The sequence below is a fragment of the Microcoleus sp. B9-D4 genome, assembly GCF_036705105.1.
Lineage (GTDB): Bacteria > Cyanobacteriota > Cyanobacteriia > Cyanobacteriales > Microcoleaceae > Microcoleus.
Genome location: NZ_JAUBTS010000023.1, coordinates 16188 through 34448, shown reverse-complemented (window position 1 = coordinate 34448; position 18261 = coordinate 16188). Strand labels below are relative to the sequence as shown.

At 43.8% G+C, this 18261-nt stretch carries 16 protein-coding genes; 7 read left to right on the top strand and 9 right to left on the bottom strand.

Annotated features, from left to right (window positions below; genetic code table 11):
- Positions 1–61: 61 nt before the first annotated feature.
- Both QUB24_RS15930 and QUB24_RS15925 read left to right on the top strand, forming a co-directional pair.
- Positions 62–1198, top strand: coding sequence for an AAA family ATPase (locus QUB24_RS15930; RefSeq protein ID WP_333154112.1), 1137 nt, complete (start codon positions 62–64; stop codon positions 1196–1198).
- Complete coding sequence (locus QUB24_RS15925) at positions 1191–1955, top strand: hypothetical protein (RefSeq protein ID WP_333154110.1); 765 nt, start codon at positions 1191–1193, stop codon at positions 1953–1955. Before QUB24_RS15930 ends, QUB24_RS15925 begins: the two co-directional genes overlap by 8 nt.
- A 161-nt stretch (positions 1956–2116) precedes the next feature.
- Here QUB24_RS15925 and QUB24_RS15920 read toward each other — a convergent pair whose 3' ends face one another.
- Positions 2117–2896, bottom strand: coding sequence for an ABC transporter permease (locus tag QUB24_RS15920; RefSeq protein ID WP_333154109.1), 780 nt, complete (start codon positions 2894–2896; stop codon positions 2117–2119).
- Positions 2897–3023: 127 nt separating this feature from the next.
- Here QUB24_RS15920 and QUB24_RS15915 point away from each other — a divergent pair, with 127 nt between their 5' ends.
- The 5 genes from QUB24_RS15915 to QUB24_RS15895 all read left to right on the top strand — a co-directional run bounded on the left by QUB24_RS15915 (position 3024) and on the right by QUB24_RS15895 (position 8022).
- Positions 3024–4181, top strand: a complete 1158-nt coding sequence (locus QUB24_RS15915) for a DegT/DnrJ/EryC1/StrS family aminotransferase (RefSeq protein WP_333154107.1) — start codon at positions 3024–3026, stop codon at positions 4179–4181.
- 211 nt (positions 4182–4392) lie between these two features.
- Entirely contained in the window at positions 4393–4515 is a 123-nt protein-coding gene (locus tag QUB24_RS15910) for a hypothetical protein (protein WP_333154106.1), read from the top strand.
- Between the two features lie 145 nt (positions 4516–4660).
- Positions 4661–6337, top strand: coding sequence for an AarF/ABC1/UbiB kinase family protein (locus QUB24_RS15905; RefSeq protein WP_333154105.1), 1677 nt, complete (start codon positions 4661–4663; stop codon positions 6335–6337).
- 114 nt (positions 6338–6451) lie between these two features.
- Entirely contained in the window at positions 6452–6871 is a 420-nt protein-coding gene (locus QUB24_RS15900) for a hypothetical protein (RefSeq protein WP_445300361.1), read from the top strand.
- 200 nt (positions 6872–7071) lie between these two features.
- Positions 7072–8022 carry an NAD-dependent epimerase/dehydratase family protein gene (locus QUB24_RS15895; protein ID WP_333154103.1) on the top strand — a complete coding sequence of 317 codons (951 nt, stop codon included), beginning with the start codon at positions 7072–7074 and terminating at the stop codon, positions 8020–8022.
- 14 nt (positions 8023–8036) lie between these two features.
- Here QUB24_RS15895 and QUB24_RS15890 read toward each other — a convergent pair whose 3' ends face one another.
- The 8 genes from QUB24_RS15890 to QUB24_RS15855 all read right to left on the bottom strand — a co-directional run bounded on the left by QUB24_RS15890 (position 8037) and on the right by QUB24_RS15855 (position 18055).
- Positions 8037–9059 carry an Npun_R2821/Npun_R2822 family protein gene (locus QUB24_RS15890; RefSeq protein WP_333154102.1) on the bottom strand — a complete coding sequence of 341 codons (1023 nt, stop codon included), beginning with the start codon at positions 9057–9059 and terminating at the stop codon, positions 8037–8039.
- Between the two features lie 164 nt (positions 9060–9223).
- Positions 9224–10156, bottom strand: coding sequence for an Npun_R2821/Npun_R2822 family protein (locus tag QUB24_RS15885; protein WP_333154100.1), 933 nt, complete (start codon positions 10154–10156; stop codon positions 9224–9226).
- Positions 10153–11127 carry an Npun_R2821/Npun_R2822 family protein gene (locus tag QUB24_RS15880; RefSeq protein ID WP_333154098.1) on the bottom strand — a complete coding sequence of 325 codons (975 nt, stop codon included), beginning with the start codon at positions 11125–11127 and terminating at the stop codon, positions 10153–10155. The genes QUB24_RS15885 and QUB24_RS15880 overlap by 4 nt, the downstream gene beginning before the upstream one ends.
- Before the next feature lie 107 nt (positions 11128–11234).
- The gene (locus QUB24_RS15875) at positions 11235–12350 is read right to left on the bottom strand and encodes a formylglycine-generating enzyme family protein (protein ID WP_333154097.1); all 1116 of its coding nucleotides are present in this window, start codon (positions 12348–12350) and stop codon (positions 11235–11237) included.
- 11 nt (positions 12351–12361) lie between these two features.
- Positions 12362–13312: a glycosyltransferase family 10 domain-containing protein gene (locus QUB24_RS15870; RefSeq protein WP_333154095.1), complete on the bottom strand. Its 951-nt coding sequence runs from the start codon at positions 13310–13312 to the stop codon at positions 12362–12364.
- A 143-nt stretch (positions 13313–13455) separates the two neighbouring features.
- Positions 13456–14697, bottom strand: coding sequence for a glycosyltransferase family 4 protein (locus QUB24_RS15865; RefSeq protein ID WP_333154094.1), 1242 nt, complete (start codon positions 14695–14697; stop codon positions 13456–13458).
- A gap of 110 nt (positions 14698–14807) precedes the next feature.
- Positions 14808–16811: an ABC transporter ATP-binding protein gene (locus QUB24_RS15860; protein WP_333154092.1), complete on the bottom strand. Its 2004-nt coding sequence runs from the start codon at positions 16809–16811 to the stop codon at positions 14808–14810.
- A gap of 92 nt (positions 16812–16903) precedes the next feature.
- Complete coding sequence (locus QUB24_RS15855; protein ID WP_333154091.1) at positions 16904–18055, bottom strand: glycosyltransferase family 4 protein; 1152 nt, start codon at positions 18053–18055, stop codon at positions 16904–16906.
- Positions 18056–18261 lie beyond the last annotated feature (206 nt).

Here is an 18261-nt window from a genome sequence, read left to right as displayed (position 1 = left end):
ACATCCGAACACACGCTACAATTTCGGCAATCAAACTGTATAAAATAATATTAGCAATCAAATGCTAGAAAAGGTCAAACTTCATAACTTCAAAAGTCATAAAGATACAGAACTTAGTTTAGATAGTTCAGGCCTACACGCACTCGTAGGACAAAACAGTTCTGGTAAAACATCAGTTTTGCAAGCAGTGCATTATCTCAGTCGGCTTGCTAATTCATCATTTGACAAGATTTTTCAGCATGAAAAAGAGCCTCAATTTATTACAACAATTGGGCAAGAGAATATGTCTGTTACTGCAAGTGGTTTTTGGAAAAACCCAGATATAAATAATTGGGAAGCTTCCTATGAGTGGAGACGAAACGTTAATCATAAGTGGACTTTTAGAGCATCATGGAAGGCCGATAAAAACCCGAAATATAGGCAAGTAATCTCTGAAACTTCCTTAATGACTACGGAAGAGCCAATTCAGCAATCTTTGAGAAACGCAGTTCATCTTAAACTCGTAGCCAGTAATCTTGCTAAAGCAGCTTACAGTGATGCAATTACACCGCGAGTTGAGTTCGATGGTTCAGGATTAGCACCTACCTTAGACTATCTTCGTGACGAAGATCCAGATAAATTTCAATCTTTACAGAAAATGTTGAAACGGATTGTACCAGGTGTACGCGAGGTAGGGGTAAGGCGAGCTAAAGTTATGGTCAATCGCCAACGCTTAATCGAAGTCGATGGCAAATCTATCTCCTACGAAGAAAGTCAGGAAATTGTAGGGAAAGAAGTTGTCCTAGACATGAATACTGGTAAGCGTATACCAGCCCATGCCATTAGCGAAGGAACAATGCTCGCTCTCGGATTAGTGACTGTTTTGATGAATCCCAATCAACCTAATTTAGTGTTACTAGATGATGTTGAACAGGGACTCCATCCCAAAGCGCAACGAGACTTAATCGCTGTTTTAAAAGAAATTCTTCAAGACAACAGCAATCTGCAAATTATTTTTTCTACCCATTCTCCTTACATTGTGGATGAACTTACGCCTTCTCAAGTTCATGTATTAAGTAACAACAATTCAGGTTTTACTCATTGCAAACGCTTGGATGAACATCCTGATGTAGAATGGGCAAAACAAACTTTAACCACCGGAGAATTCTGGGATGCGGAGGGAGAAGATTGGGTGGTTGCCGGAGAAATAAATGATTGAGTTTGTAGTGATTGTGGAAAGTAGTGCAGACGCACGAACCGCTACTAAATTAGCCGATCGCCTTTTAGTGGATAAAGTTGATTGGTTAGAACCTGAGATGCTGCAACATCTATTTCAATGGAGTGGTTTAGAAGCTGGCACAGAGAATTCTTGCTGGAAAAATATCGATGATATAACTAAACGTTTTTCCGATAAATTTAAATTTCCCACCATCAGATCAAATGGAAGGTTTAAAAGTGATGGTCAATCAGCTAATAAAATTATGACGTTAATCAGCTTTCTACAACACAAACAAAAGAGAGATATTAAAGCCGTTATTTTTATGCGTGATTTAGACAGTCAACCTGAGCGAAGAAAACATATCGAGCAAGCACGTTTAGAACAGATCAATCGACCTAAATTAGCAATTATTATTGGTACACCCGACAGAATGCGGGAAGCCTGGGTTTTGAATGGATTTATTCCATCTAATAAAGACGAAGAACAAATCCTTAAAGAGATAACGACACAATTGACGTTTAATCCTTGCGAGGAGTCACACAGACTACGCTCTAACTCATTGACAAAACCCGATCGCATTAGAAATCCTAAAGTTGTTGTCGAAAAGCTAACAGGTGGCAGAATGGAACGCGAACAACAGTGCTGGGAAGAGACGAGTCTGGAACTTCTACGAAAAAACGGTGTTGAGACAGGCTTAACAGCCTATATTTATGAAATCGAGGAACGATTAATTCCAATCATTGGATCTACTGAGTAAGATCAGCCCGATATTCCCTAAACCTGCCCCCACCGCATCTTGTGGTCGATAAAGTCACGGGCGGGGCGGGTTTATGATATTTATCATTTGTATGGGAGATATTGGTGAACCCGCCCCTCGGTAATCATAATCAATTTACATCTACAATTACCAATTAACAATTACCATTTGATCAATTGTGCATCTTGATTGAAAAACTTCCGAGACAATCCCTCAGTCAACAGCAGAGTTGCAATTACAGTTGCCAGCGCTAATACAAACATAATCAAAATCTGGTAATATGCTGCATCGAGAGGACTGACACCGCTCAGCATTTGACCTGTCATCATTCCGGGTAAAGTCACGATTCCTACCACCGTCATTGTATTTAACAGCGGGATTAATCCAGCTTTGATCGCATCTTTGCGGTACTGTTTTACTGCTTGCTGCGGCGTCGAACCTAAACTTAAATGGGTTTCTATTTCTAAGTGGCTGCTATTAACTGTACTCACAAGTCTTTCGCCCGCGATCGCCCCGGAATTCATCGCATTGCCCAATATCATACCCGCTAAAGGAATCAGGTATTGCGGTTCGTACCAAGGGTCAGGTTGCAAAATTAGCAAGTTTGTATAGGCGAGAGTCAAGGCCGTACTGATAAAAATTGAACCCCAAACTAAGGGCAGTAAGTTCTTGATTTTTTTGCTGATGCGGTTACTGGCAACCATGCTAGCAGTTGTCAGCATAATTGCTAAAACTGCTAAAACCAGCCAAGGATTTTTCCCCTCCGGGTCAAATACGACTGCGAGCACGTACCCGACTAAGATTAGCTGGATCAGGGTGCGCCCTGCGGCGATCGCGATCGCCCCCTCCAATCCCAATTTCTGCCACGCCGAAAGCCCGATCGCGATCGCCACCATCCCCAAAGCCCAACCCAAATCAGTAAAATCTAGCTCAATTAACACCGGCCCACCCTTTCGATAATGTGATTGTTTGCCTGTCCAAATATAAGATATTGCAATAAAGGTTTCTGAGAAACAGTTTTGCTGCAAGAATTTGCTTTGATAATGCTTGAAATTTATGGTGTGAAGAGTGAATAATGTTCCCCCCCTCGACTTAACCCGCCAATACGCGCAGATTGGCGACGAGATAACCGCAGCGGTGCAAAAAGTGCTTGCCTCTGGCGGCTACGTAGGCGGCCCGGCCGTGAAGAGTTTTGAACGAGAGTTCGCCGACTACATCGGCGTTTCCGAGTGCGTTGGCTGCAACTCCGGCACCGATGCCCTGATTTTGGCTTTGCGTGCTCTCAAAATTGGCCCGGGCGATGAAGTGATTACCACTCCTTTTACCTTTTTTGCTTCGGCTGAGACAATTAGCGCCGTCGGCGCGACTCCAGTATTTGTCGATATTGACAGCGAGACTTTTAATCTGGATGTCGAGCTCCTCGAAGCGGCAATTACCGACAAAACCAAGGCAATTATGCCCGTCCACATCTTCGGCCAACCGGTAGACATGACTCGGTTGATGGAAATTGCGACTCGGCACAATTTAGCCGTAATTGAAGATTGCGCCCAGTCTGTCGGGGCCGAGTGGCAGTCTCGAAAAGTCGGCAGCATTGGTCATGTCGGCTGCTTTAGTTTTTATCCGACCAAAAACTTAGGCGCTTGCGGTGACGGTGGGGCGGTGACGACAAATGATCCAGCCCTCGCAGCTTCGATGCGAGTGCTCAAAGAACACGGACAGTCTTCTAGATATTTCTACGAAGAAATCGGGTACAACAGCCGTTTAGATGCCCTGCAAGCGGTGATTCTCAGCATTAAATTGCGGTATCTCGACAGTTGGAACGCCCAGCGGCGCGAGAAAGCGGCACTTTACAGCGAATTTCTCTCCCGCGTGCCCGGAGTTGCCGTCCCGAAAGAATTGCCGGAAGCAAAAGGAGTTTGGAACCAATACACGATCCGGCTGACAAGTCCAGAAGAGGCGCAAAATCCCTCTGGCGATTTTCGAGATTGGATGCGGGCTCAGTTGCAGGAAGCTGGCATTGGTTCGATGGTTTACTATCCGTTACCTTTGCACCTGCAACCTGTTTACAAATCTTTGGGTTATCAAGCAGGTCAGTTGCCACAGGCTGAGCAAGTTTGTCGCGAAGTCTTGTCTTTGCCGATGTTCCCGGAACTGTCGAGGGATCAACAAGAGCGGACGATTTATGGGCTGAAAGATTGCTTGGCAAAGGCCGATCGCATCCGGTAGCTTTGGCGCGATGGCATCAGCGAGGGAAATGCAGGAGGAGAAAAGAATTGCAGGGTTGCAGTGGTGTGAGAATGTGCAGCGTTCAGGGAGAACGGTTAAGTATTTTGACCGATCACTTGTACTTTTATGTACTATATTTAATGAAAAGAAACAAATTTAGGCTAGCAATCCGCCTCGAACGGGTGCATTTTCCGCTCGCCTAAAACTTGCAGTGCGATCGGTCAATGAAGAAGAAGGAAGTTCGGCAACGGATTCTGTAACGGATGTAACGGATGTAACGGATGTAACGGATGTCAGGAAGAGGAAAGAGGGAAGAGGGAAGAAGGAAGAATAATTAATGTTTTAACTTTGAATTTTCGACTTTCAATCCCCGATGCTTTTATGCCCGATGCCCGATGGCCGATGGCCGATGCCCGATGGCCGATGCCCAATTCTCAATTTAACCTGTAATTTTCAGAAGATAAGAGGAAAATAAACGAGTGCCTCAGTATCAATTCACTCAGGCTAGACGCTACGATCCACAAGCGATCGCTCAGTATTACCGCAACCGTCCTTGGAAAGCAATTTGGCGCGCAATTACCGTTATTTGGTCTTTTGCAGGCTTTGTGCTGGGGATGCTGTGGGACAGTTGGCAGCACGAAGTCGCAGCACACCAGCCGGAACGAGCCACCCACCTGCGACAAATACTCACTCGCTTGGGCCCCACTTTCATTAAAGTCGGCCAAGCCCTTTCTACCAGACCGGATTTGATCCGCAAAGACTTTCTCGAAGAATTGATCAAACTTCAGGATCAATTGCCGCCGTTTGACTCGGTGCGCGCTTTCGAGATTATTGAAGCGGAACTCGATCGCCAAATTAGCGAAACCTACAGCGAAATCTCCCCCGAACCTGTCGCCGCGGCAAGTCTTGGTCAAGTCTACCGAGCTCGCCTCCTCACCGGGGAAGCAGTAGCAGTCAAGGTTCAGCGACCGAATTTGCTGCCAGTCTTGAGCCTTGACCTTTATTTAATGCGCTGGGCCGCTGGATGGTTGGGCCCGTTGCTGCCGCTGAATCTCGGTCACGACCTTTGTTTAATAGTCGATGAATTCGGTATCAAATTGTTCGAGGAAATTGATTATATCAATGAAGGACGCAACGCCGAGAAATTTGCTACAAATTTTGCCGACGACCCGACAGTAAAAGTTCCGAGTATTTACTGGCGCTATACTTCAAATTGCGTTCTGACTCTCGAATGGATTGACGGCATCAAGCTGACAGATATGGAAAGTGTTAAAGCCGCTGGTTTGGATACCGATAGTTTAATTGAAGTCGGAGTCCGCAGCGGTTTGCGGCAGTTGCTGGAACACGGATTTTTTCACGCTGACCCCCATCCGGGAAATCTGTTTGCCTTAGCGGACGGCCGCATGGCTTACATTGATTTTGGGATGATGGATCAGATGGAAGAAACAACTAAAGAAACTTTGGTTGATTCTGTCGTTCATTTGATCAACAAAGATTACTTACAGTTAGCCAAGGATTTTGTCAAACTTGGCTTTTTGACGCCAGATACAGATATTATGCCGATCGTCCCGGCGTTGGAATCTGTACTGGGTGATATCGTCGGCGAAAAGGTGTCAGATTTTAACTTCAAGACGATTACAGACCAGTTTTCGGAGTTGATGTACGATTATCCTTTCCGAGTGCCAGCGAAATTTGCCTTAATTATTCGCTCTCTGGTGACAGAAGAAGGTTTGGCCCTGACGCTGAATCCGAATTTCAAGATAGTCGAGGTGGCGTATCCTTATGTAGCGCGGCGTTTGTTGAACGGAGAATCTCCGGCACTGCGGCGGCGTCTGATTGAGGTATTATTCAAAGATGGCAAATTCCAGTGGAACAGGTTAGAGGACATGATCGCGATCGCCCGATCGGATCGCAGTTTCGACTTGCTCCCCACAGCCCAACTAGGCTTGCAATTTTTGCTGTCAGAGGAAGGCTCGTTTTTGAGACGCCAGCTAATGTTAGCTTTGATTGAGGACGATCGAATCCACACCGAAGAAGTTCGCAGCCTGTGGAACTTAGTCAAGGAAGATTTGCAGCCCAGTCGCCTGTTCAACGTTGCTCTAGGCGCTTTGACGGAGTTTTCCACAGCAGGAGCAGCCGCGCTAACTCGATTTTAGTCATTAGTCATTGGTCATTAGTCATTAGTCATTGGTTATTTATTGGTTGTTAGTTGTTGGTTCTAATAACTAATTCCCCATACCCAATGCCCAATGCTCAATGCCCAATGCCCCATGCCCAATTCCCCATTTCCTATTACCCAAATTAAGGAATTATTCGTGTATTATTTTCCAGAACCTCCCTATTTTTTAATGTCGGCTGGATTACTAGCAGGTATGGCCTCCGGCGTAGCATTTGAAGCAACTCTCAAACAATCCGTACAACAGTGGTCTAAAAATCGTTCTACTCGCACCTTGGCTAACCTGCCAAGGCTGCAATTGGTCATACCTTTTCTGGGAATGGCTGGCGGTATTTGCGTATTTTTAGCTTCGGGGATGGAGATTTTTGGCTTCCCAAAACTACTTTGTTATGCCCTAGCTTTGCCACTGACGGTACTCACGGGCTGGCTAGTTTGGACTCAGCTAGGTAAGCTTTTGATCGAGTTAGAACGCGGAGGTTCCCAAGCGCTGGATTTAGATTCTTTTGAACAATGAAAGTTAACTATCAACCTCTTTTGTGAAAAGCAAAGGGGTTGATAGTTATCTAAGATTATCCTAATTTGAGGCTTTTTGAACCGCAGAGAACGCAGAGAACGCAGAGGAAGAGAAAGAAGAAGATGACAGCTTAGACAATAATTTGTGTAAAACTTTAAAAATCTAAAATCTAAAATCTAAAATCTAAAATCTAAAATCGAATGAGTATTTTAATTGTTACGGGTGCGGCGGGATTTATTGGCTCTAATTTAGTAGAAACTCTTTTAGATCGAGGGGAGACGGTGATCGGTGTTGATGAGTTCAACGATTATTACGATCCGGATCTCAAGCGCAAGAATATTGCTCGCTTTGAAAAGTATCCGGGTTTTGAATTGGTGGAAGGCGATATTGTGTCTCTAAATTGGCGAAGTCTTTTATCTGATGCTAAGGTAATATTTCATCAGGCGGCGCAAGCGGGAGTTCGTGCTAGCTGGGGCGACGGTTTTCGCAGCTATACCGATCGCAATATTAACAGCACTCAAGTATTGTTAGAAGCGGCCAAAGATGCGCCAAGATTGCAAAAGTTTGTCTATGCTTCTTCTTCTTCTATTTACGGCAATGCTGAATCTTTTCCCACGAATGAAAACGCTTGTCCCCAGCCAATTTCTCCCTACGGAATTACGAAATTAGCCGGTGAACGTTTGTGCGGGCTTTATTACAAAAATTTTGGTCTTCCCACTACTTCGCTGCGCTATTTTACTGTTTACGGGCCCAGACAGCGCCCCGATATGGCTTTTCACAAGTTTTTTAAGTCGATTTTGTTTGACGAGGCGATTTCAATTTTCGGCGACGGATTGCAAACGCGGGATTTTACGTTTATCAGCGATTGCGTTGCGGCGAATTTAGCGGCGGCTGAGGTTCCGGAAGCTGCGGGGGAAGTTTTTAATATTGGTGGGGGAAGTCGGGTAGTTTTAAAAGAAGTTATTGATACAATAGAGAGAATTGTCGATCGACCTATTCGGATAGATTTTAGCGAAGCTGCGAGGGGAGACGCGCGGCACACTAGCGCGGATGTATCTAAAGCCCAGAAAATCTTAGGTTATCAGCCGCAGGTTGCTTTAGAAGAAGGTTTAAGGCGCGAATGGGAGTGGATTCAGTCTTTGTACAGTTAGAGTACAGTTAGATGCTATCTATCCCAGAAATTTCGCAACTTAAATTGAACATTATTAACTTTTTGAAGTCCCCAACTTTTGATATTTCTCTGCAAGCAAACCAACAAATTTGGAGGCGCGAGTTTTGGCTGTGTTTCCGGCGACTTCAAATAGCGGTAGTGCAGAAATACGTCTCGGTAGGGAATCTCCACATCTTCGCCAGCACACAATCGATTAATTTTTGCAGCCGAAATACTCATGTAGTGCAAATAAGTCAGCCGCCGTCCTTTATCATATAGAACATAATCTCTCACATCAAATTTAGAAGACCAATGATTTCCCGTTACCTGTTCTGGTTGAGAATATGCAAAGTTGTAAAAAGAGATTTTGCTGCGGGCTACTAAATAGTTTAATAAAGATTGGTCAGATGCACTCAAACACATAATTTCCGCTTCTCCTGATGTTAAGTTATCTAACAGTTGGACGGAATTTTCTCTATTAAATATTTCTTTTTTTGAAGCAAACAAACCTGTACAAAAAGTATGAGATGGCAGTTGGTCTATATTGAAAATATGTGGCAATTTATCTGAGGATAAGTCAAATACATAGTTGAGGTCTGATTTGTATTGAAAATCGTTTGCTACCCAATCAACTCGATCGAGTTTTTGATAAATATAATCCAGACAACCCATTAACAGAGTGTCCGCGTCAAAATATACAAATTTGTCAAAAGGCCCGTCAAAACAGCATAATTTCCGATGCCTGGTCAAACAGTGAACTGATTTCAAACCTTTAGCTTGCCAAACTTTTTGAGCTTTGGCGTGAGATGTCCAAGCTTGAGTTGCAAAGTCTTCCCAGAAATGAATTGAATCGGTGTTGTCAAAGAGGGTGACATTAGGACGAATTGCAATTTCTCCTCGCACTTTTTTCAGTCTATCATCATAGGGAATGATACAAACGGGAATATCTTTTGCCCCATTGACTTCGAGACTGTTTAATAAAGCGACTAAGTGGTCGAAAACCACATCGTTTGCTAGAATATAAATACCATTCGTCATAATTTTTAAGTTTTTTAAATCCTTTACCAAATATTCCGGTAGGGTGTGTTGGGCGCTGGGGGATCATCTCGGCTTTATCGAATTTATCGAATATCAAAAAAGCGCCCAATGCACCGAAATTCTCGCCCAAGGTGCGTTGGCCCCTGCCAAATCTCTCGGCTTTATCAAATATTATAACAGCGCCCAACACACCATACAATATCGCATATTATAACAGCGCTCAACACACCCTGCAAAGAGCGAAATATTTTTTGCACTAAATTTGGTGGTTCCTCATTGAGATAACGATAATGTTTCCACAGTTTCCAATAAGGACTACCGGATTTAATTGGTATTCCCGCCCAGTGAATATATTTTAACCTTTGGCCTTTGTCATAAAGAACATAATCTATTTCTTGAAAATGTTTAGAACCTGCCCAGCTTCCGGGCTCTGTTGGTGAAGCTTTAACAAGGTTGCAGCGCTTGGGAATCAGCTTAAGAATAATATAATTTAGTAGAGGTTGGTCTGTGACATTTTGAGTAAAGTCAAAATATTCTCGATGCTGCGAACATTCTCGCAAATTTTCATACATTTGCGATTCTGTAATAGTTCCTTTTCGGGAGGCCCAAAAACCGCTGTTGAATACATCTTGAAGCTGTGAATCTGTAAAGATATTCTGTTCTTTTACAGCGGGTGAAAATACATTTCGCAGTTTTTCGCTAAGGTGGTGGTAGTCGCAGCAAAAAAAGTCTACTTCTGATAGTTTGTTAAGGTTGGCTGCGATGTCTTCAAAGACGATGATATCGGTATCGATGTACAGAAATTCGTCAAGCGGGCCAAACCAAACGGCGAGTTTTCGCATTTTGTTGGGGAGGGCTAAAAAGTTGCGATCGAACATTTGGCCAATTTCTCTGGTAAACTGTTCCACAAACTCCAGATTTGGGAACAATCGCACCCCGTGGAGACTGCTGAGTGCGGCTGCGACTTGCTGATAATTGTCGTCGAAGGGAATCAGAAAAACAGGTACTTGACAATTGTACAGACGTATGCTGTTTAAAAGGGCGATCGCACTTTCGATCACCTTATCATTCGCAACAATATAAATACCGCGACTCATACATTTATCCTCAACCTTCTCAATACCCTTTTTAACAAATTCGGCGCAGAAACCTCAGTATAAGACTTTGGCGCTTCGGCAAAAATCGGACGCTTGGATGGTTCGCGGAGATAGCGGTAATGCAGGAACAAATCGCGATAGGGAAACTCAATATTTTCGCCTGCACAAACTCTCCGAATTAAATCCGGTGGCACACCAATATAATGAATGTAAGTAAGGCGGTTTCCCTTGTCGTACAAAATCCGATGTTGCTCTTCAAAATGTTTAGAAGTGACGCTACACCCAGTTTTTTCGCCATCCGGGAGGCTATAAGCAAAATTATAGCTATTCATCCCTGTTTTCATCACCATATAATTGAGCAACGGCTGTTCTCCCGCACCTTCATAGAGAATTTCCGCCTCGCCCGATTGCAGTTGAGCTAACAGCCATTCCCTAGTATTTTGCTCAAACAACCCTTGCTTGCTGGCGTAAAATCCCGAACAAAATATTTCCGAGTCTATCCGATTTTGCTCAAAAACTTCGAGGAGTTTTGGTGACTGAATATTGTATACTTTGGTTGGGGATAAAAATTGAAAATCATAAACCACAAAATCCGATTCCTCTAACTTCTGAAAAACCGCATCAAGGGCATTCATCACCAAAGTATCCGCATCCATATAGATAAACTTTTCAAACGGGCCGTCGAAAGCGCAAAAGCGCCGATGTGCGCCGTAAAGCCGGAATTTTTTGCGGTTCAAACGCTCTGGTGCGGCTGCTTGCATGAATTTATCCCATCGCTGAATAGATGCGCTATCTTCATAAATAAAGACGTTGGGACGGTTAACAATTTCAGCTTTGATTTGCTCTATTTGGTCGTCGAAAGGATAAATGCAGACCGGAGTATTTGAGCCTAAGATAACTTCAATACTGTTGAGCAAGGCAATTAGTTGGTCGTAAACTGTATCGTTGGCAAGCGTGCAAATTCCATTCATATCTATAGTCTCGCGAAGGCGGACTTTGTTTGTTTAGTTGCGGTTTCAACCGCCGAATCATTTAAAGGGTAAAAGGATAGAAAAGACTCCTCGCGGGAAAACTAGGACTAGGGAGAAACCGACGCTACCGCAACGCGAAACCCCGCGTAGGGCTCGCGAGCGAGTACGAATAGCGAGAACTGATTGGCACTGCGGCAAGAGTACGCCTTGCTGATCCAGGAACCGCCACGCAGCACCCGGCAACCCCCTGTGCAACTTTCCCAGGAACTTCCGTCAGTTGGTGCGCCGTTATAGTTCGAGTGCCACGCAGCGGTGCGATCGCTGCACCACTCCAAAACATTGCCGTGCATATCGTACAGTCCAAAGGCATTGGGAGGAAAAATCCCGACATCGGTTGTTTGGTGGCGGTAAAGTCCTTTGGGGGCGTTTGCGTAGGGTTTGTATCCGTCATAGTTGACTAATTCCGGGGTAATAGTTTCCCCAAAATGAAATGGGGTTGTTGTTCGGGCACGACAGGCGTATTCCCATTCTGCTTCACTCAGGAGGCGATATTTTCTCCCGGTTTTTTGCGATAGTTTGCCACAGAATTCGACGGCCATATCCCACGATACTTTTTCTACAGGACGTTTTTCACCTATGTAATAGGATGGGTTGTTTCCCATCACTGCTTGCCACTGTGCTTGGGTGATGGGATATTTGCCTGCAAAAAAAGCGGGTACTGTTACTTGATGCTGCGGACGTTCGCTATCGGAACTATATTTTTCTGTTGCTGGGGAACCCATCATAAAAGTGTCGCCGGGAATATAAACCATTTCCAGCACAACTCCATTTCCTAAGTCTTCTGCGAAGAAGTGAGCATAATGACGGCGACGACTGTTTTCTTTTCCTTCAGCATCCACTGTTATCACATCGAAGTCAAAAGTAGGAAAATATTTTTGTAACTGCTCTTTTATATTTGGTTCATCTCTATCCTTCAACAGCGAATAGGCTGCAAACTTCACCGCCATTGATTCATCTTGCAGTACCCCAATTATTAAATCTAAACCTGCATCTCCATATTTGATCGCTTCAGACAATGCAGCAATTTTTACCTCAACAATCAGTGAAGCCAAACGACTCTTAACACCCGTAATGCCACCTAAAACAGCAGCACCTATGGGGGGAGGATTTTGACCGCCGAGTACGGCATCGTATTCTCTGGGTTGATTTTGGTTTTCTGTCATTGTGCTATTTCCTAAGATACAAAGTTAGACAGCCAATTGAGCAAGTTCAATTCGTGGAGAATGATTTGTCTGGCTTCAGCAATTTTATCCCTGGCTTCATGCCAATAATCCGCATTAGCCACAACCTCTTGAATAAATTCAACTCCTTTCTCATCCAGACTGGGAAGCCGCAGAAAGCTCCCCGCCGGCAGCAATTTATCCGCCGCAGAACCGCCGTAATAAATTGGCAAACACCAAGCTAATAAAGCATCCCAAAGCTTCTCGCTGACATACAAATCGTTTTCTGCATAATTTTCAATAGCTAAGTTGTAATAGTATGGTGCGACGGCGTGCCATTTATTGTTGACAGTCCCATTCCCGCGCGCCCAAGTTGGCAAGTTTCGCCCGTAAAGGTCAAAGTCTAATTCTTGTTTTTGCAGCAATTTTATAAACTCTAATCTGCGTCGGTGATTGGCGCTGCGGCTAACACCTGAAGTTATCCAAGAACAGGATTTAGTTTTGGGCGGCGCAGGCATTTCATCGAGTTCTCGAAACGAGTTAGAGTGATACCAAATCGCGGGCATATAATCGGGTTTTGGTGCGAAATCGTCTGGCCCGGAAATGTAACCGCAATAAAGTTTGGCTTGTTCGTAGTTGGCTTTGGTAATTTCAATTACTTCTGGCAAGGGCGGCTCGCGGATCAGGTAAATTATGCGTTCCTTGGGGACACCGCGCAATTTTTCTTGAATGTCGTTTTCTTGGTTTTGATGCCTGTAGCGACGTATTGTATCGACCCACGATTGCTTTTTGGAAGGTTGGGGAAAGTCGAATTGATACATGAGTAAAAAGTCTGGTTCTGGGTGGTTGGCGAGCATTTGAATGTTTCCCCATTTTCCGAAGTTGTGGGGGGTTTGTTGCCACAGCCAGTCGCTTTGGCTCATTCCTGGGTATGTGGTGATTGTACCGATAATTTTTTGGTTCATATCTAATAATAAATCGGGTTTTAGCGTGTGGGCGGGGCGGGTTTATGAGATTATTAATTTGAGGCGATGATTGTTGGTAAAACCCGCCCCTACTGATAATAAATGTGGTTTTTGCGTTGGGCAGGGCGGGTTTATGAGATTGTTTATTTGAGGCGATGATTGTTGGTAAAACCCGCCCCTACGGAATTTTGAATTATCGGATATCGCACTGACTCTTCGACATAACCCATAATTTTCTGTATCCTATTTTCCCACGAAAATTGCTTGAGAAAATCCATCGTTTCTGCATAGCCTTCGCTTTTCCTCGGATATTTGGTTAAACTATCTCGAATGCTTTGCGCGAAGTGCTGCGGATTATCCGGTTCGCACCAAGTTGCTGCTATATTTCCCGATTTAAATTCCATTAAAGATGCAATCTCCGTCGCTACAATCGGAGTTCCCGATGCCATGTAATCAAAGAATTTTAAAGGAGATGTGAACGTTGCGGCCTCTGTCAAACAGTGCGGGTGAGTCAAAACATCGGCTGCTTGCAGCAAGCTAGCTAGTTGATTTTGAGGCAGGTAGCCGAGAAATTTAATGTTGTTAACTTGCTTGGATTTGGCTAACTGCTGGTATGCTGTTACTTGGGATGAATCACCGCCCGCGATCGCAAATTGAACCAGTGGCAATTCCTTAGCCACATCCACCAATATATCAACACCTTTAAACTGGTAAAGTCCGCCTGCATAAACTGCTAAATGCTGTCTGTCATCTTCTAATAATTTCTGTCGCCAATTCTGGGCCGCTTCTGTTTGTCTCGCGAGAAACAAATGGTTAAAACCGTTGTGCAGCGTAATTACTTTTTCCGGTGGCATTCCATTCTTAATCATGCTGTCTCGCACTGTATCGGCAACAGTTACGGAAATTTGAAACAGAGGATTGCGGACAATTTCTGATTCAAATTGTTTGTCTTCATGGTGGTGCTGTTCGTAGATAGCGGGAATTCCGTTTTTAACTGCTGCTTTGACAAAGTTCCAGTCGCGGGTGTGGACAATTTTAGTTGATTTAAGCAGGTGAATCGGTAAGTAGTATTTTGATACTATTGTACTGGAACTCGTCCACTTGCTGTCCAAAAGGTTGATCGGCCACGGCATCGGTAAATCTGCTACTTTTAATTTATCTTGAATATTGTAAATTTTGGCAAGTTTGTCATCCGGTTTCCTCGGTTGAAAAGGAAAAAGCAAATCAACCGGATTCAATGCACTCCAGCCTTTGCGGAGGTATACCAAAACTGCTGGATAACCGAGATTTGCTGCGGCATTGGCAGAGTGTGCAACTTGAACTAAGCTCGCTACATTTGGTTGGGGCAAGATATTTCTGGTAAAAAATACATAATATTTGGACATGGTAATTGGTAGTTAGTAAGTGGTAATTAGTAATTGTTGACTGTTGACTGTTGACTGTTGACTGTTGACTGTTGACTACTGCCAACTGCCAACTGCCAACTGCCAACTGACTACTTTTTAACAGCCTGACGCTTAATAGTCTTTTCTATAAATTCTAAAGTCGTGAAAATATTAGCAGCAGAGTGAAATGATTCTCTGATTAACTCGTCTCTTTCTTCGGGAGAGTCTACCATTTCATCTACTAGCATTTTGAGGTAAGCTATCATGGGAGTCAGGCGAGTGCGAATTTCGTAAGAACCTCTAATTAGAGCTTCATCGCGAGCGGTTTCTTCGGCAAATTGCACTGAATACAAGCGAGTGTAGTATCCTCCTTTTGCTAGCAATTCTTCGTGGGAACCCATTTCTACTACTTGCCCGCGATCGATCACGGCGATTTTGTTGGCTTTTTGGACTGTGGAGAGGCGGTGGGCGATGACTAAGGTTGTGCGATCGCAACTCAATTTCTCGATCGCCGCTTGCACGTACCTTTCCGAAACCGTATCCAGCGAACTCGTTGCCTCATCTAAAATTAAGATTTCCGGGTTTTGCAGCAGGGCTCTAGCAATTGAAATTCTCTGACGCTGCCCTCCCGATAAAATCACGCCCCGATCGCCAATTTGAGTATCCAACCCCTCCGGCAACAGTTGGATAAACTCATAAGCATTCGCCCCCTTCGCTGCTTCCACAATTTCTTCCTCAGTCGCTTGGGGTCTAGCATAAGCAATATTTTCGCGCACTGAAGCATTAAACAAAAACGTATCTTGGCTAACAATACCCATAGCTTGTCTGAGACTTTTCAAGTCAAATTCGCGCAAATCCCTGCCATCGATCGAGATATTACCTTCAGTAGGATCGTAAAATCTCGGCAGTAAGTCTGCCAAAGTTGACTTGCCAGAACCCGAAGTTCCTACCAAAGCCAAAGTAGTGCCGTGAGGTAGAAATAAATCAATTCCTTGCAAAACTAAATTTTTGTGGTTAGGATAACTAAAAGATATTTTATTAAAATGAATTCCCGATCGCAAATGAGTGTAAGGCACAGAACCGTTCAGCATAAATGGCTTGTCCTCGCAGCTCAAAAAATCATTAACCACCTCTACACTAGCCGAGGTATTAGCAAATTGACTGCGCCCGCTATTCAACTGAGAAATTAAAGGGATCAAGCGAAACAGTACCAATAAATAGGTTAATAAAATTGTAGAAATAGACTCTATCTCATGGGCAAATATTGTGCGACCTATAAATACAATCAAAATTACAACTATTAAATTAACAACTTCGTTAATTGGGGCGATCGCCGCATAATTTACCTGAGCCTGAAAATCCGCTTGTTCTCGCCTTTGAATTAAATGCTTGATCCGCTGATACTCCCTTTCCTCGTTCCCCGTTGACTTGACCAGCCGAATGCCAGTAATGGTTTCCAGCACCCTAACCGAATAATCTTTCGACATTTCAGAAAGCAGGTGGCCAAAATGCTTGGAACGGTTAATAATATATTGATTTGCCCAAGCAACTAACGCCAGCAAAACTGTAGCTGTCACCGTCAGTTTCCACGAGATAGAAAGTAGCAGGCCCACAAACACCAAAACCGTGATTGAGGTAGTAAACATTCCGATGGCCGTGCCAACTGCACTCGCAGTCCGACCAATCTCTCCGCCCAATCTATTAATTAAATCCCCGACTTTAGTTTTAGAGTAAAAATCTAGATCTACTTCTAACAACAACCGCAAACCTGCTTCTCGCAAATCAAAAGTCAGAGCTCGCGTCAGAGAAGTAGCTACTAAAGTATTGATATAACTCGCAACATTTTTTAAGAAAATTGCCAGCACAACCGCCCCGGTCATCAACATTAAACGCTGATTTTCGGGCATTCCCTCAAAGGGATACATCAAAGTTTTAATTAGAGATGGAGCGCCGCGCAGCTCGATAGCGTGATCTAAAAAACTTAAAAGCACTGGTACAATCAGAGTAGTGCTGATACCGTTGAATAAAGCGCCAGAAAAGCCCAGCATCACAGTTAAGAGAATCCTGCCGGGATATCGTCTGGCAAATTTTAGGAGTAGCTTATTGGCAGACATGAAGCATTCCCAGCTAAACAGTACGGCATCTCAAAATATTCTTTAATAACAGCCAGTTTTTATTCCTCCCGTGAGTTGTTTTAAAATAACACTTACATACCTGCGATTATATCTGAAAGTATCGGTTTCATTGCTTGAATACTATATTTTTTCACACATCTTTCCCGAGCTTTCATTCCTTGTAAATTAGCCGCTGTCAAATTTTGAAATATCCATTGAATTTTTTCTGAAATTTGAGCGGGAGAACTCGGATCGACTAAATAACCCGTTCCCCCTAAAATTGCTGGAATATCCCCCACTCGCGTAGACAAAACAGGCTTAGCCATTGCCATGCCATCTGTCAGCTTGAGCGGAAACTGAGCCACGGCTGTGAGAGTTTCTCGCTGAGGAACAACGACAACATGAGCCGCCGCTACAACCGACGGCATCGTCTCCACTGGAAACCTTGGCAGTTTAATAATCCAACGCCCCCATTGTTTCACAAGTTTATCATCATAATCATCATAAGGACTCCCGCCGACGATCGCTAATTTTAAATCGGGTTCATTTAACTGTTCGAGGGCCATCAAAACATCCTCAACACCTTTGTGAGGTCGCGGCGCACCGGGGAACATTAAGATTCTATACCCGGACAAGCCGTAACGCTGTCTGCTCAATTCAGGATTGTATTTAGCAGGGTCGAACATTGCAGTATCCTTACCATTAGGCAAATATACACCACCAAAACGCTGTTTTAAAAACTCAGTATCAACGGTGACTGCATCCGCACGGTGAATGAGACTTTCCATCCACTTGAGATAGAGGGGATTATCTGGTTTTCTCAATTGACCATTGTGTTTAAAAATATCTCGATAAAGTTGTTTAAAAGAAGGACGGTATTGCCATTCATCTCCCCCGTACCAGCTCAGTTCCCAGTCGTCTATATCTAAAATTATAAAGTGGCGAGTCGCCAGTTTTTTTAGCAGTGATAACCCAAAGCTTGTAGGTTTAGGTTTGACTGCATAAATAATATCCCCATCTATTTTTTTCCAAAGTTTTTGAGCATCCATTAAAAACCCCGGATAATTTTTACCCGGTATCGCACATACCGGGATGTCTCTGGGAGGAGTAGCGTACAATTCCTTGCCAAACTGAAATCCAACAACTTCTACATCACATTTAAGCTCTATCAAGACTTGAGCTAATAAAAAAGCACGAATTGCACCTCCTCCTGACAAATCGCTCACTACTAATGAAACTTTCACTGAGTATTTTGTTTAAAACATTTGTTTAATTTTCCTGCTTAACCGAGCTTTTGTCAAGGCGATGGGGACTCACGCACTCCCGACCAAAGCAACCAGGTTTTTAACCAGGGGAAAGGGCTGCAACGCGTCTTTTTGTAAAAAAACACAATAATGAACCCAAGACTGTTATTCAAGCCAGCAATAATTCTTCTAGGTAAATTTTCGGA